We start from the raw sequence: 19,799 nt of genomic DNA on the forward strand, positions 1-19,799 counted from the left end.
CGGAGATTCAGGAGGTCTCAGGAATGAATCCTGAATCCAGTTCCCAAGGCGCAATCGGGGAGTGCTCCAGAATCCAGGTCTGAATATCTCGATCGAGTCCGGTCAAGATCGTGAGCCCCACCAAGATGAACACCACTCCTAGACCGCGCCGGAACCAGCTGTGCGGGTCAGATGCCCAGCGGGCATTGCCGATGAAACGCTGACCAACCAAGGCCACCGCAAGCAGTGTTGCGCATAGACCAAGGACGTAACCGCCGAGCAGCAGCAGTCCTTGACCGAGCGAGGCCGGCAGGACAGTGACGACCACGTATCCGTACATCGGGCTGCATGAGGAGAAGACAGGTCCCAATGCGGCACCAGTGAGCACCGCCCCGACAGTGCCCTGGCGCGAGCGAGCTGAGACGAGTCGTTGAGTCGAGCGTTGTTGAAGTCCCAGGCGCGCGGAGATGTGCTCCCACAAGCTGGGAAACGCCGAGACAAGACCCAAGCCGATGAGCAAACCGCCGCTGATCCACTGCCAGACCTCTGTTGGCACGCCGATCAGGGAAGTGCTCACCTTCAGGATCAGCGTGAAGACGACGATCGACATGCCGAGTGAAGCTGTGATGATGTATGCGCGTCGCCGTGAGGCGGCGGTCGATGAGCCAATCGAGCCGCCGACGATCACGGGAAGCATCGGCAGCACACAGGGGGCGAGCGTGGTGAGAACTCCCGCCAGCACCGCCCCCAGAAGCAGCAGCAGCATCAGACAACCTGCTTGGCAATGTCCTCTGCTGTTTCGGCACCGCTCCACTTCGTGATCTGCTCACCGTTGGCGTCGATCTGCACGAACGTGTGCTGCGTGGTCACTCCGTACTTCTGGCGCAGTTGATCAGAGTTGTCGAAGTCGACCTTGACGATGGTCAGGTCAGATGGGATGCCTGCGAGGTCTGCATTGAGGTTCTCCTCGGTTGCCCGGCAATTCGGGCACCAGCCAGCATGGAAGAACAGGACGACATTGGTATCGGTGTAAGCGGACTTGTCGCCTTCGTACTCAGCAAGAGTGACGTACGAACCGGAAGCGCTGGGCTTTGGAGCCTTGTCCATCTCGGAGGTGTCCGTCTTCTCCATACTCGAATCCGCATTCGTTGATGGCGCCATTGTGGCTTCAGCGGACATTGGCTTCTCGGCTGATTCAGGTGTTGAAGAGGAGCAGGCAGTCAACGCAAGAGCTGATGCTGCGATGGCAACGGGAATCAATATGCGCGAAAATGTTCTGGTCTGTGTCATGTGCCTATCTGAGTACAACCGGCATCTTGAAAGCCAGTGGATTCGCATTACGAAGATCTTACGTAACGCTCTTGAGTCGCCTTGCGTATGTTCTGCGGGCATACCCTGAACCCATGGCTGCGATCCTCGTTGTTGATGACGACGAGACTGTGCGCGAAGTCGTGGTCGCCTATCTTGAACAGGCCGGACATGTCTTGCTCCAGGCTGCCGATGGTCCAGGTGCCATGCAGGCCGCGATGGCCAATCCCGATCTCGTCGTTCTTGATGTGATGCTTCCGGGCTTTGATGGACTTGAGGTCTGTCGTCGCCTTCGAGCGGAGCAACCAGATATGGCAATCGTGATGTTGAGCGCTCTTGGTCAGGAGGAGGATCGCATCGCCGGGCTCGGGCTTGGTGCTGATGACTATCTGACCAAGCCGTTCTCTCCTCGTGAGCTGGTATTGCGGGTGTCTGCGCTACTGCGTCGTTCGCAGTCTCCGGTTGCCGCTGCCTCACCGGACCCTGTCGATGGTGATCTGGCACTCGACGTCGACACTCGATCGGCGACCCGAATGGGCCTTCCCATCTCACTAACCGGTCGCGAGTTTGAGCTGTTGGCCTTCTTCCTTGCCCATCGAGGAGAGACGTTCTCGCGGGAGCAACTGCTCTCACTCGTGTGGGGTTGGGAGTTTGGCGATCTCACAACCGTCACCGTTCACGTCCGCCGGCTTCGAGAGAAGATCGAAGTCGAACCAAGTCGCCCGACCCGCCTCGTGACCGTGTGGGGTCTTGGATACCGGTGGGAACCAGCATGAGATCCGAGGTTGAGGTAGTCCTCATCGCCGCCGGCACTGCTGCGGCAACAGGTCTCATTGGACTCCAGGCGGTGAACCTTTTGGGCCGCCGCTCCCCGCGAACAGCTGCCATCGTTGCGCCATTGGTACCTGTGACTGCGGTTGGGCTCGCGCTCGCTGTGTGTGCTTGGGCGATGTTCCTGTCCACTCACGATTTGGTGGTGCTGGTCTGGGTCTTCGTCGCGGCCTTGCCGATTGCCTTGGCTTTTGGACTTGTTGCAGCGCGGCGTCTGAATGAAGCCACCCAGGCTGCAGCTGTTGCCACAGCTGAACTTGAAGCCGCCAATGCAATCGAGTTGCAGCGTCGCGAGATGACTTCGTGGATTGGGCATGACCTGCGAACACCGCTGGCGGGACTGCGCGCAATGTCGGAGGCATTGGAAGACGGTGTGGCTCCTGACCCCGCTCGATACTTGGCTCAGATCAGGCGAGAGGTGGAACGACTCACAGGCATGGTGGATGACCTGCTTGCGCTCTCCAGACTCCAATCCCAGGAGTTGATGCTGACAATCGAACGCATTGACGTGGCCGATGTGGTGTCCGACATCCTCTCGGCGACTGAGCCCCTCGCAATCGAGCAGGGCGTTCGCCTAGGTGGATCTGCCAGCGGGCCGCTTCCATCGATGGTCGATGAACGCGAACTCTCACGTGGGCTCACGAATCTGGTGATGAACGCTGTGCGGCACACGCCCGCACACGCCCCTGTCACCGTCGAGGCGCGCTGCCGCGGAACCGAAGTTGTCGTGTCGGTCACCGACACCTGCGGAGGGATCGCGACTGAGGATCTGGACCGGCTTTTCGAGCCTGGCTGGCGCGGATCTTCAGCGCGCTCACAAGGGGGAGCAGAGGGAGCCGGATTAGGTCTGGCTGTGACACAAAGCGCCATGGACGCCCTCGGGGGACGCGTGAGCGTGCGAAATGTCGAGGGTGGCTGTTGCTTCGAACTGACACTGCCCTTGGCGGTGCCCTGAGGGAGGTGCGCTTTGGCACTGGGCAGGCGTCCGCACCCAATTTGCTGGATCGACAGCCCAGTGGGTACTCTTTGGGGTCGCTTCAGTGCTCCCCGAACTAGTCCTGAAGTCCGCAGCAGAAGTCCGATCCAACAATGAAGGTGGCGTCCCGTGCGCACGTACAGCCCAAAGGCCGGTGAGGTAACTCGCACCTGGCACGTTATTGATGCATCCGATGTTGTCCTCGGACGTCTTGCCACCCATGCTGCGAACCTGCTGCGCGGAAAGCACAAGACCACCTACGCACCGCACATTGACACTGGTGACTTCGTCATCATCATCAACGCTGACAAGGTCGCGCTGACGGGTCAGAAGCGCGATCAGAAGAAGGCCTACCACCACTCCGGTTACCCGGGCGGCATGAAGGCCACTGGCTACGCCGATCTGCTGGACAACAACTCCCGCAAGGCAGTTGAAAAGGCAGTCAAGGGCATGCTCCCGCACAACAAGATCGGCAAGCAGCAGCTGAAGAAGCTCAAGGTCTACCCGGGTGCCGAGCATCCGCATGCCGCTCAGCTTCCGCAGCCCTTCGCGATCACCCAGATTGCCCAATAGGCGCATAGCCCACCAAACAACCAGCCCAGTAGACATCCACCAAAATCGTATTAAGGAACATCGCGTGTCAGAGGCCACCATCGAAGACGTAGACATCGACATCGAAGAGGACGCTCCTTCGGAGTACACCTCGGAGACTCCCGCGCGCGCAGTTGTGACGCGCGATGTTGTTGTCGCACCAGGCGCCGCAACCGGTCGCCGTAAGCAGGCCATCGCGCGCGTGCGCATCGTCCCTGGCACTGGCAACTGGACCATCAACGGCCGCACCCTTGACGATTACTTCCCTAACAAGGTGCACCAGCAAGAGGTCAACGACCCTTTCACCACCACTGGTGCTGAAGGCAAGTTCGACGTGCTTGCGCGGATCCACGGTGGCGGCGTTTCGGGCCAGGCCGGTGCTCTTCGCCTTGGCGTTGCCCGCGCACTGAATGCCATCGATCACGATGGCAACCGCCCATCACTGAAGAAGGCCGGCTTCCTGACTCGTGACCCACGGGTCAAGGAGCGTAAGAAGTACGGTCTCAAGAAGGCCCGTAAGGCTTCTCAGTACAGCAAGCGCTAAGCCTTGGGTCGCCTGTTCGGCACCGACGGGGTTCGCGGACTCGCGAACCGCGATCTCACTGCTGAAATGGCGCTGGACCTTGGCGTCGCCGCAGCACATGTGCTGTGTGAATCCAGTTCGAATCGTGGTCGGCGTCCGCATGCCGTGGTAGGCCGCGATTCACGCATCAGCGGGCATTTCCTTGAATCGGCAATCGTGGCTGGGCTGGCAAGTGCGGGAGTCGACGTCACTTTGCTTGGCGTCGTCCCGACACCAGCAGTTGCCTTTCTGACCGCTGATCTTGATGCCGATCTGGGCGTCATGCTCTCGGCTTCGCACAATCCCATGCCCGATAACGGCATCAAGTTCTTTGCGCGTGGCGGTCATAAGCTTGATGATGCAATTGAAGATGCAATCGAAGCGCGGATCCGCGAGCCCTGGGATCGTCCGCTTGCTGGAGATGTTGGCCGCATCATTGACAACCACATTGCCATTGAGCTCTACGAGCGCCACCTGCTCGACACTCTGCCGCATCGCCTGGACGGTTTGAAGATCGTTGTCGACTGTGCCAATGGCGCCGCCTCACATATTTCGCCATCTGTACTTGCCGCAGCAGGAGCAGAAGTCATCGCCATTCATCATTCCCCTGATGGCCTGAACATCAACGAGAACTGCGGAAGCACGCATCTGGGTGATCTCATCGCAGCGGTCAAGGCCAATGGTGCTGACGCTGGCATCGCGCACGACGGCGATGCAGATCGCTGCCTGGCCGTTGACGCGCAAGGCAATGTCGTCGACGGCGATCACATCCTTGCCATCATCGCCTTGGGCATGAATCGCGAGGGACTGCTGACAAAGAACACTGTTGTCGCAACGGTGATGGCAAATCTGGGTTTCAAGATTGCCATGCAGGAGCACGGCATCACGGTGATCGAAACCGATGTTGGCGATCGCTACGTGCTTGAGGCGATGAAGGCAGATGGACTCAATCTGGGTGGCGAGCAGAGCGGGCACGTGGTCATGCTTGAGCACTCGACAACTGGCGATGGTGTGCTGACGGCTCTGCATCTGTTGGCGGAGGTTGCCTTCACCGGCAAGAGCATCGCTGAGCTCGCTGCTCAGATCACCAAATTGCCGCAGGTTCTGGTCAATGTGCGCGGTGTCGATAAGTCAGCGGTGAGCAGTTCTGCTGCAGTCCAAGCCGCTGTCGCTGCGGCTGAGGCCGAACTTGGCGATCGCGGCCGAGTGTTGCTGCGTGCCTCTGGCACCGAGCCAGTGATTCGGGTAATGGTCGAAGCGCCTACCCCTGAGTTAGCGCAGCGCATCACAGATGATCTGGCCCAGGCAGTGCGGACGAATCTCTCCTTGCAGTAACCCGCTTCCAGACTTGCTGCTGCAACGCGAGAGTGATCCAACCAGCGATAGCCATCCCGGCAATGTTGATGACGAGTTGGGTGAGTGACCCGGCGAGTTCACTCCAACGAGCGAATACCAGCGACAGCGCTGCGTCACCGGAAGCCGGAATGGTGGTGACGGAGATGAAGACGCCGATCAATCAGCCGGACTGAGTAGATGTCGGCGTACATCAGATCGCCGGGAGGCCTTGCGCTCGCTCCTGTGATCACACTCAGCACACTTACGCCATTTTCCTTGCTCAACACATCCTGGGCCTGCTGGCTCAACTCAGTTGGACAATTCAGCCGCACGGTGAGCACGCACCTATCTTGCAGCACACCTGCGTAGGCTGCTCTTCATGTGTGGAATCGTGGGTTATGTCGGCCAGAAGCAGGCCTTGGAGATCATCGTCTCGGGATTGCGTCGGCTGGAATATCGAGGCTATGACTCCGCTGGCGTGGCCGTGATCGCCAATGGACTGCTCGATGTGCGCAAGAAGGCAGGCAAGCTGACCAATCTGGAGACCCTGCTCGGTGCTGATCCCTTGCCGGAATCCACCACCGGAATCGGCCACACCCGTTGGGCAACGCATGGTGGTCCGACCGATCGCAATGCGCATCCACATGTCAGTGAAGACGGCTCGGTGGCCATCATCCACAACGGCATCATCGAGAACTTCACCGAACTCCGCGAGGAGCTCACAGAAGCCGGGGTGAGCCTGACCTCAGACACTGATTCAGAGGTTGTGGCTCACCTGCTTGCTCGCATTCTCCCAAGCGCCGGCGACCTGTCAGTGGCGATGCGCGAGGTGTGCCAATTGCTCGAAGGCGCCTTCACCTTGGTTGCCGTCTCGCCGCTCTACCCCGATGTAGTGGTGGGTGCCCGCCGCAACTCTCCACTGGTCGTGGGTGTCGGTGAAGGCGAGAACTTCCTGGCCTCTGACGTCGCGGCATTTGTCGATCACACGCGCAATGCCTTGGAGCTTGGTCAGGATCAAGTGGTCACGCTGACCCCTGATGCCATTTCAGTCACTGATTTCCATGGCAATGAAGTTGACGTTCGCCCGTTCACCGTCGATTGGGATGCCTCGGCGGCAGAGAAGGGTGGCTATGAGCTGTTCATGCTCAAGGAGATTGACGAGCAGCCGAAGGCTGTCGCAGATTCCCTCCGCGGACGTCTTGGCGCTTCGGGCAAATTGCAGCTCAATGAGATGCGTCTTTCAGACGATGAGTTGCGCGGTGTCGACAAAGTAGTGGTCATTGCCTGCGGTACGGCCTATCACGCCGGACTTGTTGCGAAGTACGCCATCGAGAACTGGACGCGCATCCCGGTTGAAGTCGAGTTCGCAAGTGAATTCCGCTACCGCGATCCAATCGTCGGCCCGAGCACCCTTGTCATTGCAATCTCGCAGTCTGGCGAGACCATGGACACCTTGATGGCCTTGCGCCATGCGGCGAATCAAGGTGCTCGCACTCTGGCCATCTGCAACACCGTTGGCTCGACCATCCCGCGTGAATCCGATGGTGTGCTCTATACCTATGCGGGCCCTGAGATCGCCGTGGCATCGACAAAGGCCTTTCTCACGCAGATCATCGCTGCGTATCTCATCGGCCTGTATCTCGCGCAGGTGCGCGGGTCGATGGCCTTTGGCGAAATCAAGTCGATCCTTGACGAACTCGACAACATGCCGGAGAAAGTGGATCTCGTGCTCGACACGGTCGAGCCGGTGCGCGCAATTGCGCGTCAGCTGGCTGGTGCCCGCGCTGTGCTGTTCATTGGCAGACACGTGGGCTATCCGGTTGCCCTCGAAGGCGCGCTCAAGCTCAAAGAGCTTGCGTACATGCATGCCGAGGGCTTCGCGGCCGGTGAGTTGAAGCACGGCCCGATCGCCCTCATCGAAGAGGGACTGCCCGTGGTGGTCATCGTGCCCTCACCGAACAGCCTGATGCATGACAAGGTGATCTCTGCGATTCAGGAAGTGCGCGCACGAGGTGCGCTCATAGTTGCCATTGCCGAAGAGGGTGATCAGAAGATCGTCGCCTTCAGCGATCACATCATTCGCGTGCCGGTCGTGCCGAGCCTGATGCAGCCGCTGGTGTCGACTGTGCCACTGCAGGTCTTTGCCTGCGAGATGGCCACGGCCATGGGTCACGATGTGGACCAGCCGCGCAACCTCGCCAAGTCAGTCACCGTCGAATAGTCATGATCACCCTGCACGATGCGGCGGCCATCCGAGCTGCAGAGCAGGCGCATGCCATGGAGTTGGCAGGCGGAATGCTGATGGATCGCGCCGCCCATGGGCTTGCGCAGTCGATTATCGAGTTGCTCTCGCAAGTGCGCGGAACTGTCGTTGGCACTCGAGTCGTGCTGCTCGTGGGCCCGGGCAACAACGGGGGCGACGCCTTGTTCGCTGGTGCCAAGCTTGCAAAGCGTGGACTCAAGGTTGATGCGATCAGTGCCGTGGAGCAAGCCCACATCGACGGTGTCGCGGCATTGGCAGCTGCAGGCGGGCGCATTGTCCGATGGCCGTCACCGGAGTGCGAGGCGCTTCTGGCATCTGCCGACGTGATTGTCGACGGGCTGCTGGGGATCGGCATGCAAGGAGAACTGCGCGAGCCGATTGCCAGCATTGCGCGGGCCGTGCGCGGCAGGGCGGCACTGGTCATCGCCGTTGATGTTCCAAGCGGGCTCGAGGCCGACACCGGACTATGCGCTGCCGACACCGTGATGGCCGATCAGACCGTGACCTTCGGAGGGCTCAAGCCTGGGCTGATTGTGCTGCCGGGCAAGGGATACGCCGGGGGAGTGCGGGTGATCGACATCGGCATTGCAGATGAGTTGAACCAGATCGGCGGCTGCCTGGAACTTGACGATATTGCGCAGTGCTTGCCTGAGCCTTCGCTTGGCGACTACAAGTACCGGCGCGGAGTTGTGGGTGTGGTTGCCGGCAGTCGGCAGTACCCGGGGGCAGCTTTCCTGACGACTTCGGCTGCCGCCACCGCCGACATCGGCATGGTTGAGTACCTGGACCGCGATGATGATCTGGCACACCAAGTTGTTGCGGCGTACCCGCCGCTGGTCGTCACGGCCACCGACCCAGCGAGCAATGCACGAGTCAATGCCTGGGCAATTGGCCCCGGCTTTGCGGGGGAGCCTGGTGACACAGAAGCGCTCGCTGCGATTCTGCGATGTCCCACACCTGTGGTGATCGACGCTGGGGCCTTGACGGCATTGGCCAGCAGCGAGGAGTTGCAAGACCTTGTGCGCAACCGCATCTATCCGACCGTGCTGACTCCGCACGATGGGGAGTTCGCCCGGCTGAGTTCGGTTTCCCTTGGCGAGGGACGCATTGCTGCTGCCCAATTCCTTGCGAGTGACCTCCGCGTGATTGTCGTGCTCAAGGGCTCCGGAACGGTTATCGCCGGACCCGACGGCCAGTTGTTCATCGATCAGATCGGCACAGCTGCGCTGGGCACTGCCGGAAGCGGTGATGTGCTCACCGGCATCGCCGGTGCCTTGCTTGCCGGTGCTGCAGCACGCAGCCGAACGCGCATCAGCGATGACAGTGCAGCGCAGATCGCTGCAGCGGCCTGCTGGCTGCATGGCGCTGCTGGAGTGCTTGCCAGCACTGGTGGTCGGCCGGTGACGGCAGCTGATCTGGTCGCCGCGCTGCCTGCAGCGGTGGCTGCGGTGCGACAACCAGCGAGAATGGTCCAATGACCCGAGCACATGCAGTCGTGGATCTCACGGCTCTGGCGCACAACGTCGCCATCGTGAGAGCAGCCGCTCCCGCCTCGCAATTTCTTGCAGTGGTGAAGGCCGACGCCTATGGGCACGGTCTGGTCCCGATCGCCAAGGCAGCACGTGAGGCGGGCGCGGAGTGGCTTGGGGTTGCGCTGCTCGAAGAGGCTCTAGAGCTTCGAGCCAGCGGTGACGAAGAACCGATCCTGGCGTGGCTGTGGACCCCTGGTGACCCCAGTCTTGGTCCGTGTCTGACGGCTGGAGTGCAGGTCTCGGTGTCGGCGATGTGGTCGCTCATTGAAGTGACCGAACTCGCCGCTGAACTCGGCGTGATGGCCCGTATTCACCTGAAGATCGATACTGGCCTTTCCCGCAGCGGCGCGGACGAGCATGAATGGGAAGAGCTGGCGATTGCTGCAAAGGCGCTGCAATCGCGCGGCCGGATCAATGTCGTGGGCATCTGGTCGCATCTGGCAAATGCCAGCACCGCCAATGATCCGACCATCGCCAAACAGCGAGAGCGCTTCCTGGCAGCCGTTCGGATTGCGCGCTCGGCCGGACTGGAGCCGCAGCTGCTGCACTTGGCCAACAGTGCGAGCACCTTGGAGTACCCCGATACTCAGTTTGATCTCGTGCGCATCGGCATCGCCATGTACGGCATCTCGCCGATGGATCCCCAAAGCGCACAGCGTTTGGGTCTGCGCGCAGTGATGTCGCTTCACGCACAACTTGCGCACGTCAAGACGATTCCGGCTGGTCAGTCGGTTTCCTATGGGGGAAAGTGGACTGCCACCGAGCCGACGCGAGTGGGTCTGGTCCCAGTTGGCTATGCCGATGGCATACCGCGTGCGGCTGAGGGTGCTTTCGTTCTGGTGCGCGGTTTGCGCTGTGCCGTGCTGGGACGCATCGCTATGGATCAGTTTGTCATCGAACTGCCGCCGGAACTCGGAGTGGTCAAGGCCGGCGAAGCCGTGCTGATCTTTGGAGATGCCTCCACAGGAGCAGCAACTGCAGATGACTGGGGTACGCAGAGCAACTCCATCGGATACGAGATCGTCACGCGCATCGGCACTCGCATTCCGCGTGAATACGTGAGCACTGCATGAGTCCGGCAATTCCCGGGGCGGTGAAGATCGCTGGTGGTGGTCTCCTTGCAGTAGGAACTATCGCTGCGGGTACCGCCATTGGTATCGCCGTACAGCGCCGTCTCGTCTCGCGCTCAATTCACGCGGACGCTGATTGGCTGATTCCGCATTTCACTCCTGAAGTGCGCCGCTTGGTGATGGCTGATGGCACCGAATTGCATGTCGAGATTGACGAGTGCGAGGCCGAGCAGCCGGTGATCAGCGTGATCCTGTGCCATGGCTACGCCTTGAGCGCGGATTCGCTGGTATTTCAGCGTGCGGCCCTGCAGGGCAAAGCGCGCGTCATCTCCTACGACCAGCGCAGCCATGGTCGTTCGGGTCGCGCACACCACACCACGCATACAGTCGAACAGCTGGGACGCGATCTTGGCACCATCATCGACGAAGTCGCCGCGCTCGGGCCGATTGTGCTGATCGGCCACTCGATGGGTGGCATGACGGTCATGGCATTAGCCGCGCAGCGCCCCGAGCTGATTGCCAATCGAGTGCACGGCATCGCCTTCATCGCCTCCACCGCTGGTGGGCTCTCGGACGTCACCTTCGGGATGCCGCCTGTGATGCGGCATATGGTGCACCGCGCTGCTCCCGTGGTGGCTTCGGTCCTGGCGCGCGGCAAGGGCATTGTCGAAACTGGCCGACGAGCCTCAAGCGATGTCTCCGAACTGGTCTTCCGCTCCTATTCCTTCGGTTCTACTCCGTCGCGAGAGGCGAGTGAGTTTGTGGCCGAGATGATCGACAGCACGCCAATCGATGTGCTCGCTGAATTTCTTCCTGCCTTGCAGGAGCACAACAGATTCGACGTCCTGCCGAGCCTGGGCGCGGTGCGCTGCCTGGTGATTGTCGGCGAGAAGGATCGCATGACTCCCGTGATTCACAGCGAACGCATTGCTGCGAGCATTCACGGCTCAACCTTGGCCATCATCGCCGGCGGCGGACATATGGTTGGCATCGAATTTCACAATGAGGTCGATGCGCTGATCGTTGGATTGCTTGATCAGGTCAAGGCGGATCTCGCAGTAGATCGGATGCTCGACGCATGATTGAAGTGGCTACAGGTGAGCGCATGTTTGATCTGGGCAAGTCAGTTGCCACCCACCTTCAGCCCGGAGATCTCCTGGTGCTGATCGGCGAGCTCGGAGCCGGCAAGACGACATTTGTGCAGGGCCTGGGTCGTGGTCTCGGGGTGAGTGAGCGCGTGACCAGCCCGACCTTCGTCATTGCGCGTTCGCACGAAGGCAGCGTGCTGCCATTGGTCCACGTCGATGCCTACCGTCTTGGCTCGGCTGTTGAGCTCGAGATCATGGACTTGGACCTGATCGGAAGTGTGGTGGCGGTCGAATGGGGCGAGGGCAAGACTGAGAGCCTCGCCGAGAATCGATTGATCGTGCGCATTCAGCGAAGCCACACCGAGGACGAGACTCGTCGCGTTGATTTCGTTGGAGTGGGGCCGCGCTGGACTTCTGCAGCAGTAGAGGAACTGACCTCGCAATGGTGATGCTCGCGGTCGACACGGCATCGGCTGCAACCTCCGTTGCGCTGCTGGACGGCGAGGATCTCCTGGCGCACGAAGTGCACGTCGACGCGCGTTCGCATGCAGAAGTGCTGGCAGTCATGGTTGAACGAGCGTTGATCCAGGCTGGTAGGCCACGCATCACCGCGGTTGCGTGTGGTGTCGGACCGGGTGCCTACACCGGGCTGCGGGTGGGAGTCAGTTCTGCGCAGGCCTACGCACTTGGCTGGGATGTTCCGGTGTATGGCGTGTGCTCACTCGATGCGATGGCACTGGCGGCATCCGATGCAGTGAGCGGACCATTCGCCTGCGCGATTGACGCGCGCCGACGCGAGATCTACTGGGCGCATTACGAATCATCTGGCGATCGCATCCAAGGGCCCTTTGTCTCTGCGCCAGGCGCGATCGACGCCGATGTCCGTCAACTGCCGTGGTTCGGCGAGATCGCGCTGTCATATGCCGAGTTGTTGGACTGTCGTGAGTCCGAGACGGTCGCCTATCCCGATGCGCGCGAGATCGCCCGCTATGCGCTGCACCATCTCGCCGGCGGGCAGGGCGTGGACGCCACCGCGATTGAACTTTCAACTCACGGCCATGACCTCGGCGCAACTGCAGCCGCACTTGCGGGCCAGACCCTCTTGCAGGCCTTGCCGCTGTACGTACGCAGGCCAGATGCAGTGGAGTCCGTCAAGTGAACGCCACCCCAATTCGGTTGGTGCCGATGAAGTGGTGGCACATCGAGCAGGTGGCAGCTCTTGAGCAACAGCTCTTTCCGGTTGATGCGTGGTCGATCGAACAGTTCTGGGCAGAGATGGCGCAGGCCACTCGCTATTACTTCCTTGCAGTCGATGACGTCTCAGTACTCGGCTACGCCGGTTTGTTCGCCCTGGCGCCTGATGCTGATGTGCAGACGATCGCCGTGAGTCCCAAGGCGCAGGGCCAGGGCATCGGGCGACTCCTGCTGGAGGAACTGATCGATCAGGCGATTGCGCGCAACTGCACGCAGTTAGTGCTTGAAGTGCGTTCTGACAATGACGCGGCACTGTCGATGTACGCACGTCGTGGATTCCAGCGCCTGAACATTCGTCGCAATTACTACGCACCCGGAGTCGACGCCCTGGTGATGCGCTTGCGCCCACTGGCGAGCAGGGCGGACTCATGAGTGATCCGCTGATCCTCGGCATCGAATCAAGCTGCGATGAAACAGGCATCGGCATCGTGCGCGGCACCACGTTGCTGGCCGATGCAGTCGCGTCCAGTGTGGATGAGCATGCTCGGTTCGGGGGAGTCGTGCCGGAGGTGGCATCGCGCGCCCATGTGGAAGCAATGGTTCCCACGATCAAGCGAGCCTGCCAGACGGCCGGGGTGGGTCTTGCCGACTTCGATGCCATCGCCGTGACCGCGGGCCCGGGTCTGTCCGGCGCACTGCTGATCGGCACGGCAACGGCGAAGGCACTGTCGACTGCTTTGGAGATCCCGGTGTTCGCCGTCAACCACCTGGCGGGCCATGTGGTGGTTGACGAACTCGAGCACGGCGCGCTGCCGGCCGCAGCGATCGGCCTCCTTGTCTCCGGTGGTCACTCATCGCTGTTGATGGTGCGCGACGATGCACAGGAGATCACTTCACTGGGCGCAACAATTGACGACGCCGCGGGCGAGGCCTTCGACAAGATCGCACGACTGCTCGATCTGCCGTTTCCTGGTGGTCCATGGATCGACAGTGAGGCTCAGCACGGAGACCCCAAGGCGATCGACTTTCCACGTGGGCTCACGTCGTCACGTGACTTGCAGGAGCGGCCATACGACTTCTCCTTCAGCGGCGTCAAGACAGCGGTCGCCCGGTGGGTTGCGCAGCAGCAGACCAGTGGCGTGGCAATATCGATCCCCGATGTGGCCGCTTCATTTCAGGAAGCCGTTGTCGATGTACTCACACGCAAGGCGATTTCGGCCTGCAAGGACACTGGCATCGATCACCTCGTCATCGGGGGAGGCGTGGCGGCAAACAGCCGCTTGCGCGCATTGGCGACAGAGCGTTGTGCGGCTGCTGGTATCGCATTGCGCATTCCGCGTCCGCAGTTGTGCACGGACAATGGAGCGATGATCGCGGCCCTTGGTTCAAAGCTCATGCGGCAAGGGGCACTGCCATCGCCATTGGGATTTCCCACGCTGTCGGTGCTGCCGGTCTCAACGGTCCTCATGCACGAGCAGAGTTGATCGCGCGCCTTCGGCTCTGGTGATGACGATGGTTGCGGCAGTGCCTGTGTCAAGGCGCAACTCCCTGCGCAAGGCGTCAGCGTTGATCTTCATGCCGCGACATTTGATCGTCAGTTCACCGACTCCTCGAGCAATCAACTCCTTCCGCAGGGCACGTGTGTCATTGGGCAACTGTTCAAGCACGCGGTAACTGCGCAGCATCGGATGCTGCACCACCTCGTGGGATGTCAGCCAGCTGCTCACGTCGTCGATGCGTTGAAGTGGGATGTGAGCAGCGCAGAAGTCGTCAAGCAAACGTGCTTGCACCAAGCAGGTGTCGGGCTCATGCAGCCAAGCCCCCACGGGCGTTGTCGTATGCGTAGCGCTGCCGTCACCGCTGAACTGAACAGGCCGATCGCCAATGGCCAGAGCAGTTCGAGGCTGCCCGAGCGCCCAGGAGCACAGCATTGCCTCCACTGCTTCGCGACGGATGCTCGTCCATACGCCTGACCACCCGGTTGGCATGAATGCCGGGTCGAAACCGGGGGCCAACTTCACGCACACCCGCAGTCCGCGCTGCGCCAGGCTGGTGACGAAGGACCATGGCGGCGACCACCGCTCGGGGTCGCGCTCTGACTGGGCGCGCGCTCCGTCCATCGTTCGTTGACCGCTGCGGCGAGCCGGGTCCAGGAACACCACGGTGTCTGGCCCGAGCTCGTCGAGAAATGCGTCGGGCAGTTGCGTGGCATCGGCCTGGAGCACGGTGGCTTGGGGTGCATTGACGCGCAGATACTCAGCGGTCAGTGCTTCCAGCTCGATGGCCGTGACTTCAAGGCCAGCTGCCAGGAAGGCCCGGACGTCGAATCCCAGCCCCGAGGTCAGATCCACGACCCGACGAGCGCCGTGCGTGACCAGGAAGTCAGCGCGCTGGGCGGCGACTTCGGGGCGAGTGGCCTGTTCGAGCCCATCGCGGGTCAGCAGCAGCGCATCAGCCTGGATGCCGTAGCGCTCATGGGCGATCTGACTCAGTTGCGCCTGGACGATGGCCATTGCGGCATCATCGGGAGCAAGGCCGGGCAGCTCACGCCGTAGAGCGGTTCCGGCCACGAGTGGATCCTTGGGAAAGGCGATGAGCAGCCGCCCGGCCATCTCGCGAGCAGCTTGCCCCTGAGGTGAGGTGATCCATGGCATCGGGGAATCCTCGCAGGTTGGCACTCGACTTGACGGAGTGCTAACTCCTTGCGTAGATTCAGCGTTGGCACTCGCCGCTGGGGAGTGCCAACCAGCACAGTAATTGACCTAACCGTTTCGCCCCCTAAAAAGGGCCCAGCCGACTATCCGGAGGACGCAACCGTGTCGGTCACCATCAAGCCACTCGAGGACCGCATCTTGGTCCAAACCCTCGAAGCCGAGCAGACCACCGCTTCTGGCCTCGTCATCCCTGACACTGCCAAGGAGAAGCCCCAAGAGGGCACCGTGATTGCAGTGGGCCCGGGTCGTTTCGACGACGCTGGCGCTGCGCGCATCCCCCTGGATGTTGCAGTCGGCGATGTTGTCATCTACAGCAAGTACGGCGGCACCGAGGTCAAGTACAACGGCGAGGATTACCTCTTGCTGTCTGCACGCGACATCCTCGCAATCGTCGAGAAGTAAATCTCTGACGCAGCGCCCCGATCACCGGTCAGCCGGGGCGGGGCGCTTCGTTCATCACATCGCTGATCCATTTGGAGAAGAACTCGCATGGCAAAGATTCTGGAATTCGACGAGGACGCCCGACGCAGTCTTGAGCGCGGCGTCAACGCACTTGCTGACGCGGTACGCGTCACCCTTGGCCCAAAGGGCCGCAATGTGGTCATCGACAAGAAGTGGGGCGCCCCCACGATCACCAACGACGGCGTCACCATCGCTCGTGAGATCGAACTCGATGATCCCTACGAAAACCTTGGCGCCCAGCTCGCCAAAGAGGTAGCCACCAAGACCAACGACGTCGCAGGCGATGGCACCACCACCGCGACTGTCCTGGCCCAGGCCATGGTCCGCGAAGGCCTCAAGCAGGTCGCCGCTGGCGCATCGCCAATGGACCTCAAGCGCGGAATCGACAAGGCTGTTGCAGCCGTGTCCGAGGCGCTGCAGGCGGCGGCTCGTCCGGTCAATGGCAAGGAAGAAATCGCCGATGTGGCGACGGTCTCCAGCCAGGATCGCGAGATCGGCAACCTCATCGCTGATGCCTTCGACAAGGTCGGCAAGGATGGCGTCATCTCGGTTGAAGAGTCCAGCACCACGCAGATCGAGCTTGAGTTCACCGAGGGCATGCAGTTCGACAAGGGCTACATCTCCCAGTACATGGTCACCGATGCCGAGCGCATGGAATCTGTCCTCGAAGACGCCTACATCCTCATCGTGCAGGGCAAGGTTGCCAGCGTTCAGGAGCTGCTGCCCATCCTTGAGAAGGTCATGCAGGCCAGCAGGCCGCTGCTGATCATCGCCGAGGACGTCGAGGGCGAGGCACTGTCCACGCTCGTCGTCAACCGTATTCGTGGCACCTTTGCCTCAGCAGCAGTGAAGGCCCCGGCCTTCGGTGATCGCCGCAAGGCAATCCTGGAAGACGTTGCCGTGCTCACGGGCGCACAGGTTGTTGCTCCCGAGGTTGGTCTGAAGCTTGATCAGGTCGGCCTTGAGGTGCTGGGCACCGCTCGTCGCATCGTGATCACCAAGGACAACACCACCATCGTCGATGGCGGCGGTGCACCTGGTGCGGTGACCGATCGTGTTGCTCAACTCCGCAAGGAAATCGAATCCTCGGATTCGGATTGGGACAAGGAGAAGCTGCAGGAGCGTCTTGCCAAGCTCAGCGGTGGTGTTGTCGTCATCAAGGTTGGTGCACACACCGAGGTTGAGCTCAAGGAGAAGAAGCACCGCATCGAAGACGCTGTGTCGGCAACTCGCGCAGCGATCGACGAAGGCATCGTCTCCGGTGGTGGAGCTGCGCTCGTGCAGGCAATCTCTGTACTCAAGGACGATCTTGGTCTCTCCGGGGATCAGGCCACTGGTGTTCGCATCGTGCGCGCTGCAGCAGTCGAGCCCCTTCGCTGGATCGCCGAGAACGCGGGCGAGCAGGGCTACGTCGTGGTCTCCAAGGTGCAGGAACTCCCGGTGGGCCAGGGCTACAACGCGGCCACCGACACCTACGGCGATCTCATCGCTGACGGCGTCATCGACCCCGTCAAGGTCACCCGCTCGGCACTTGTCAACGCGGCTTCCATTGCGGCAATGCTCCTGACCACCGAGGCTCTCGTGGTTGAGAAGCGTGAAGATGCTGACGAGCCAGCCGGCGCACATGGCGGCCACGGGCACAGCCACTAATTGATTCACTGAAGAATCCCCTGAAGCCGACGGCTTCGGGGGATTCTTTGTTTGGAGGTTCTCGGCGATGAGCATTGCAAGCCAGATCGGCACACTCATTTCGCTGGGCGTCCACGAGTTGGCGGGCACAAGTGCTGACCAATTCAGGGAGCTCGGCGCGCAGCTGGGCCAGTCCGAGAGTGCTGTTGTGGCGGTGCATCCAAGCCTGGTGCCGCCAAGTCAACTGGCTGCGCTGCTTCGCCGCAATGACAAAGCCGGCTTCGTGGTGGTTGATATGCCAGATCTCGATGAGTTCGACACAATTGCGGGCGTCGAGGTTCCCGAGCAACCGCTGTACCTCCTGCACGAGATCGACCGCGGGGATGATCTGCGCAATTGGAGCCCGCACGAGGCCTACGTGGAGTTTCGGCGCCGCGGCACCAGTCCGCTGACGATCAGTGAAGGCATCAGCTGGCTGCTCACTGCGCCGCAGCAGTTGGAGGCAAACCACTGCTTCATGACGATCGCCTCTCGCAAGATCAAGGACGCCAAGGGCACTCTGGACGCACGCACCCCTGCGATCTGGATCAGTGGCGGGACTGGCCGAGATGGCCCAGAGAACAAGGAAGCGCCGAAGGTCGGCTGGTGCTGGGCGGGCAATCGGCACACCTGGCTCGGATTCGCCTCCGTTACCGGCCGTGCGCAAGCACACATGCAGGCAGGCCGGGAAGCGGCTTTGGCCCTGCCTGTGACCGGTAGCCTTAGCCCATGACAGGTGAGGTCCCAGATAAGTTCGCATACTTGGGTTTGACCTACGACGATGTCCTCCTACTGCCGTCGGAGTCCGATGTCGTGCCCAGTGCAGTCGACACTTCCGCCTACCTGACCCGCAACATCAAGGTGCGTGTGCCGCTGGTCTCCAGTGCCATGGACACCGTCACTGAAGCCCGGATGGCCATTGCCATGGCCCGGTTCGGTGGGGTCGGCGTCCTGCATCGCAATCTGTCAATCGATGAGCAGGCCATTCAGGTCGACATGGTCAAGCGCTCCGAAGCAGGCATGGTCAGCCATCCGGTCACCTGCCTTCCCAGCGACACCTTGATTGACGTGGATCAACTCTGCGCGCGCTATCGCATCTCCGGTGTCCCAGTGGTCGACGCCAACGGGATGCTGGTCGGCATTGTCACCAACCGCGATATGCGCTTTGAAGATGACATGACTCGTCCTGCCTCAGAGGTCATGACTCGCATGCCGCTGGTCACTGCACCAGTTGGAGTCAGCCCTGAGGATGCACTTGCGATTTTGGCCTCGCACAAGGTTGAGAAACTGCCGCTGATTGATGAAAGCGGTCGCTTGCGCGGCCTGTTCACCGTCAAGGATTTCACCAAGACCGACAAGTACCCCAATGCCACCAAGGATTCCGGTGGCCGCTTGGTCGTGGGTGCAGCAGTGGGCGTCGGTGAGGATTCCGAGCGTCGCGCAAAGGCCTTGATCGAAGCCGGCGTTGATTTTCTTGTTGTCGACACCGCGCACGGGCATTCGCGCGCAGTCATCGACATGGTGCGCTTGCTCAAGAGCCAGACCCACGTTGACATCATGGGCGGAAACGTCGCCACCCGCGAAGGTGCGCAGGCACTTGTTGATGCCGGTGCTGACGCAATCAAGGTGGGTGTCGGCCCAGGTTCAATCTGCACTACTCGCATCGTTGCCGGTGTTGGAGTTCCGCAGATCTCGGCCATCTACGAGGCTTCCCTTGCTGCTCGTCCGGCTGGCGTGCCCGTCATCGGCGACGGCGGCCTGCAGTACTCCGGCGACATCGCTAAGGCCCTGGTTGCAGGAGCAAACGTCGTGATGCTCGGCTCCCTGCTCGCCGGCACCGAGGAAGCGCCCGGCGAGGTCGTGTTCATCGGCGGCAAGCAGTTCAAGTCCTACCGCGGTATGGGGTCACTTGGCGCCATGCAGTCGCGCGGCGAGGCGCGTTCATACAGCAAGGATCGCTACTTCCAAGACGATGTGCTCAGCGATGACAAGCTGGTTCCTGAGGGCATTGAGGGTCTGGTGCCCTACCGCGGACCACTCACTGCAGTTGCGCACCAACTTGTCGGCGGACTGCGCGCGGCCATGGGTTACTCCGGGGCCAACACAGTTCCAGCTCTGCAAGAACGTGGACGCTTTGTCCGCATCACCTCAGCTGGGCTTCGTGAATCACATCCGCACGACGTGCAGATGACCATCGAAGCTCCGAACTACACCGGGCGTTAGGCG

Annotated in this window: 20 protein-coding genes; 17 read left to right on the forward strand and 3 right to left on the reverse strand. The window is 61.3% G+C overall.

Annotated elements, in window-relative coordinates; translation table 11 throughout:
• Nucleotides 1–7 precede the first annotated feature (7 nt).
• Both Q8M73_04875 and Q8M73_04880 read right to left on the reverse strand, forming a co-directional pair.
• The gene (locus Q8M73_04875; GenBank protein MDP2287879.1) at nucleotides 8–745 is read right to left on the reverse strand and encodes a cytochrome c biogenesis protein CcdA; all 738 of its coding nucleotides are present in this window, start codon (nucleotides 743–745) and stop codon (nucleotides 8–10) included.
• Entirely contained in the window at nucleotides 745–1,269 is a 525-nt protein-coding gene (locus Q8M73_04880) for a thioredoxin family protein (GenBank protein MDP2287880.1), read from the reverse strand. The genes Q8M73_04875 and Q8M73_04880 overlap by 1 nt, the downstream gene beginning before the upstream one ends.
• 113 nt (nucleotides 1,270–1,382) lie before the next feature.
• Between Q8M73_04880 and Q8M73_04885 the strand changes: the two genes are divergently transcribed.
• The 13 genes from Q8M73_04885 to tsaD all read left to right on the forward strand — a co-directional run bounded on the left by Q8M73_04885 (nucleotide 1,383) and on the right by tsaD (nucleotide 14,213).
• A complete protein-coding gene (locus Q8M73_04885) occupies nucleotides 1,383–2,063 on the forward strand; it encodes a response regulator transcription factor (protein ID MDP2287881.1) in 681 nt (226 codons plus the stop codon).
• Nucleotides 2,060–3,073 (forward strand): HAMP domain-containing sensor histidine kinase, encoded by a 1,014-nt coding sequence (locus Q8M73_04890; GenBank protein MDP2287882.1) that lies wholly within the window; start codon nucleotides 2,060–2,062, stop codon nucleotides 3,071–3,073. Before Q8M73_04885 ends, Q8M73_04890 begins: the two co-directional genes overlap by 4 nt.
• A gap of 150 nt (nucleotides 3,074–3,223) precedes the next feature.
• A complete protein-coding gene (rplM, locus tag Q8M73_04895) occupies nucleotides 3,224–3,667 on the forward strand; it encodes a 50S ribosomal protein L13 (protein MDP2287883.1) in 444 nt (147 codons plus the stop codon).
• 64 nt (nucleotides 3,668–3,731) lie between these two features.
• On the forward strand, nucleotides 3,732–4,229 hold the full coding sequence (rpsI, locus tag Q8M73_04900) for a 30S ribosomal protein S9 (GenBank protein ID MDP2287884.1): 498 nt from the start codon (nucleotides 3,732–3,734) through the stop codon (nucleotides 4,227–4,229).
• Between the two features lie 3 nt (nucleotides 4,230–4,232).
• Nucleotides 4,233–5,582 (forward strand): phosphoglucosamine mutase, encoded by a 1,350-nt coding sequence (gene glmM / locus Q8M73_04905; GenBank protein ID MDP2287885.1) that lies wholly within the window; start codon nucleotides 4,233–4,235, stop codon nucleotides 5,580–5,582.
• A 379-nt stretch (nucleotides 5,583–5,961) separates the two neighbouring features.
• Nucleotides 5,962–7,803 (forward strand): glutamine--fructose-6-phosphate transaminase (isomerizing), encoded by a 1,842-nt coding sequence (gene glmS, locus Q8M73_04910; protein ID MDP2287886.1) that lies wholly within the window; start codon nucleotides 5,962–5,964, stop codon nucleotides 7,801–7,803.
• A 2-nt stretch (nucleotides 7,804–7,805) separates the two neighbouring features.
• Nucleotides 7,806–9,323 carry an NAD(P)H-hydrate dehydratase gene (locus Q8M73_04915; GenBank protein ID MDP2287887.1) on the forward strand — a complete coding sequence of 506 codons (1,518 nt, stop codon included), beginning with the start codon at nucleotides 7,806–7,808 and terminating at the stop codon, nucleotides 9,321–9,323.
• Nucleotides 9,320–10,450, forward strand: a complete 1,131-nt coding sequence (gene alr, locus Q8M73_04920; protein MDP2287888.1) for an alanine racemase — start codon at nucleotides 9,320–9,322, stop codon at nucleotides 10,448–10,450. The genes Q8M73_04915 and alr overlap by 4 nt, the downstream gene beginning before the upstream one ends.
• Nucleotides 10,447–11,529, forward strand: coding sequence for an alpha/beta hydrolase (locus tag Q8M73_04925; protein ID MDP2287889.1), 1,083 nt, complete (start codon nucleotides 10,447–10,449; stop codon nucleotides 11,527–11,529). Before alr ends, Q8M73_04925 begins: the two co-directional genes overlap by 4 nt.
• Entirely contained in the window at nucleotides 11,526–11,984 is a 459-nt protein-coding gene (gene tsaE, locus Q8M73_04930) for a tRNA (adenosine(37)-N6)-threonylcarbamoyltransferase complex ATPase subunit type 1 TsaE (GenBank protein MDP2287890.1), read from the forward strand. The genes Q8M73_04925 and tsaE overlap by 4 nt, the downstream gene beginning before the upstream one ends.
• A complete protein-coding gene (gene tsaB, locus Q8M73_04935) occupies nucleotides 11,978–12,694 on the forward strand; it encodes a tRNA (adenosine(37)-N6)-threonylcarbamoyltransferase complex dimerization subunit type 1 TsaB (GenBank protein MDP2287891.1) in 717 nt (238 codons plus the stop codon). Before tsaE ends, tsaB begins: the two co-directional genes overlap by 7 nt.
• The gene (rimI, locus tag Q8M73_04940; GenBank protein MDP2287892.1) at nucleotides 12,691–13,161 is read left to right on the forward strand and encodes a ribosomal protein S18-alanine N-acetyltransferase; all 471 of its coding nucleotides are present in this window, start codon (nucleotides 12,691–12,693) and stop codon (nucleotides 13,159–13,161) included. Before tsaB ends, rimI begins: the two co-directional genes overlap by 4 nt.
• Entirely contained in the window at nucleotides 13,158–14,213 is a 1,056-nt protein-coding gene (gene tsaD, locus Q8M73_04945) for a tRNA (adenosine(37)-N6)-threonylcarbamoyltransferase complex transferase subunit TsaD (protein MDP2287893.1), read from the forward strand. The genes rimI and tsaD overlap by 4 nt, the downstream gene beginning before the upstream one ends.
• Here tsaD and Q8M73_04950 read toward each other — a convergent pair.
• On the reverse strand, nucleotides 14,184–15,383 hold the full coding sequence (locus Q8M73_04950; GenBank protein ID MDP2287894.1) for a hypothetical protein: 1,200 nt from the start codon (nucleotides 15,381–15,383) through the stop codon (nucleotides 14,184–14,186). The genes tsaD and Q8M73_04950 overlap by 30 nt on opposite strands.
• Before the next feature lie 162 nt (nucleotides 15,384–15,545).
• Between Q8M73_04950 and groES the strand changes: the two genes are divergently transcribed.
• The 4 genes from groES (at nucleotide 15,546) to guaB (ending at nucleotide 19,796) form a co-directional block, all read left to right on the forward strand.
• Nucleotides 15,546–15,845 carry a co-chaperone GroES gene (groES, locus tag Q8M73_04955; protein MDP2287895.1) on the forward strand — a complete coding sequence of 100 codons (300 nt, stop codon included), beginning with the start codon at nucleotides 15,546–15,548 and terminating at the stop codon, nucleotides 15,843–15,845.
• Between the two features lie 87 nt (nucleotides 15,846–15,932).
• Complete coding sequence (gene groL / locus Q8M73_04960; protein ID MDP2287896.1) at nucleotides 15,933–17,555, forward strand: chaperonin GroEL; 1,623 nt, start codon at nucleotides 15,933–15,935, stop codon at nucleotides 17,553–17,555.
• Nucleotides 17,556–17,622: 67 nt separating this feature from the next.
• On the forward strand, nucleotides 17,623–18,306 hold the full coding sequence (locus tag Q8M73_04965) for a DUF5701 family protein (GenBank protein ID MDP2287897.1): 684 nt from the start codon (nucleotides 17,623–17,625) through the stop codon (nucleotides 18,304–18,306).
• A complete protein-coding gene (gene guaB / locus Q8M73_04970; protein ID MDP2287898.1) occupies nucleotides 18,303–19,796 on the forward strand; it encodes an IMP dehydrogenase in 1,494 nt (497 codons plus the stop codon). The genes Q8M73_04965 and guaB overlap by 4 nt, the downstream gene beginning before the upstream one ends.
• Nucleotides 19,797–19,799: the final 3 nt, after the last annotated feature.

The sequence above is a fragment of the Actinomycetota bacterium genome (assembly GCA_030684515.1).
Taxonomy (GTDB): Bacteria; Actinomycetota; Actinomycetes; order S36-B12; family S36-B12; genus UBA11398.

Excerpts from the sequence above, each read along its gene's own strand:
- Q8M73_04875 (MDP2287879.1), bottom strand. The coding sequence starts at position 745 with ATGCTGCTGCTGCTTCTGGGGGCGGTGCTGGCGGGAGTTCTCACCACG.
- Q8M73_04880 (MDP2287880.1), bottom strand. The coding sequence starts at position 1,269 with ATGACACAGACCAGAACATTTTCGCGCATATTGATTCCCGTTGCCATC.
- Q8M73_04885 (MDP2287881.1), top strand. The coding sequence starts at position 1,383 with ATGGCTGCGATCCTCGTTGTTGATGACGACGAGACTGTGCGCGAAGTC.
- Q8M73_04890 (MDP2287882.1), top strand. The coding sequence starts at position 2,060 with ATGAGATCCGAGGTTGAGGTAGTCCTCATCGCCGCCGGCACTGCTGCG.
- glmS (MDP2287886.1), top strand. The coding sequence starts at position 5,962 with ATGTGTGGAATCGTGGGTTATGTCGGCCAGAAGCAGGCCTTGGAGATC.
- Q8M73_04915 (MDP2287887.1), top strand. The coding sequence starts at position 7,806 with ATGATCACCCTGCACGATGCGGCGGCCATCCGAGCTGCAGAGCAGGCG.
- alr (MDP2287888.1), top strand. The coding sequence starts at position 9,320 with ATGACCCGAGCACATGCAGTCGTGGATCTCACGGCTCTGGCGCACAAC.
- Q8M73_04925 (MDP2287889.1), top strand. The coding sequence starts at position 10,447 with ATGAGTCCGGCAATTCCCGGGGCGGTGAAGATCGCTGGTGGTGGTCTC.
- tsaE (MDP2287890.1), top strand. The coding sequence starts at position 11,526 with ATGATTGAAGTGGCTACAGGTGAGCGCATGTTTGATCTGGGCAAGTCA.
- tsaB (MDP2287891.1), top strand. The coding sequence starts at position 11,978 with ATGGTGATGCTCGCGGTCGACACGGCATCGGCTGCAACCTCCGTTGCG.
- tsaD (MDP2287893.1), top strand. The coding sequence starts at position 13,158 with ATGAGTGATCCGCTGATCCTCGGCATCGAATCAAGCTGCGATGAAACA.
- Q8M73_04950 (MDP2287894.1), bottom strand. The coding sequence starts at position 15,383 with ATGCCATGGATCACCTCACCTCAGGGGCAAGCTGCTCGCGAGATGGCC.
- groL (MDP2287896.1), top strand. The coding sequence starts at position 15,933 with ATGGCAAAGATTCTGGAATTCGACGAGGACGCCCGACGCAGTCTTGAG.
- Q8M73_04965 (MDP2287897.1), top strand. The coding sequence starts at position 17,623 with ATGAGCATTGCAAGCCAGATCGGCACACTCATTTCGCTGGGCGTCCAC.
- guaB (MDP2287898.1), top strand. The coding sequence starts at position 18,303 with ATGACAGGTGAGGTCCCAGATAAGTTCGCATACTTGGGTTTGACCTAC.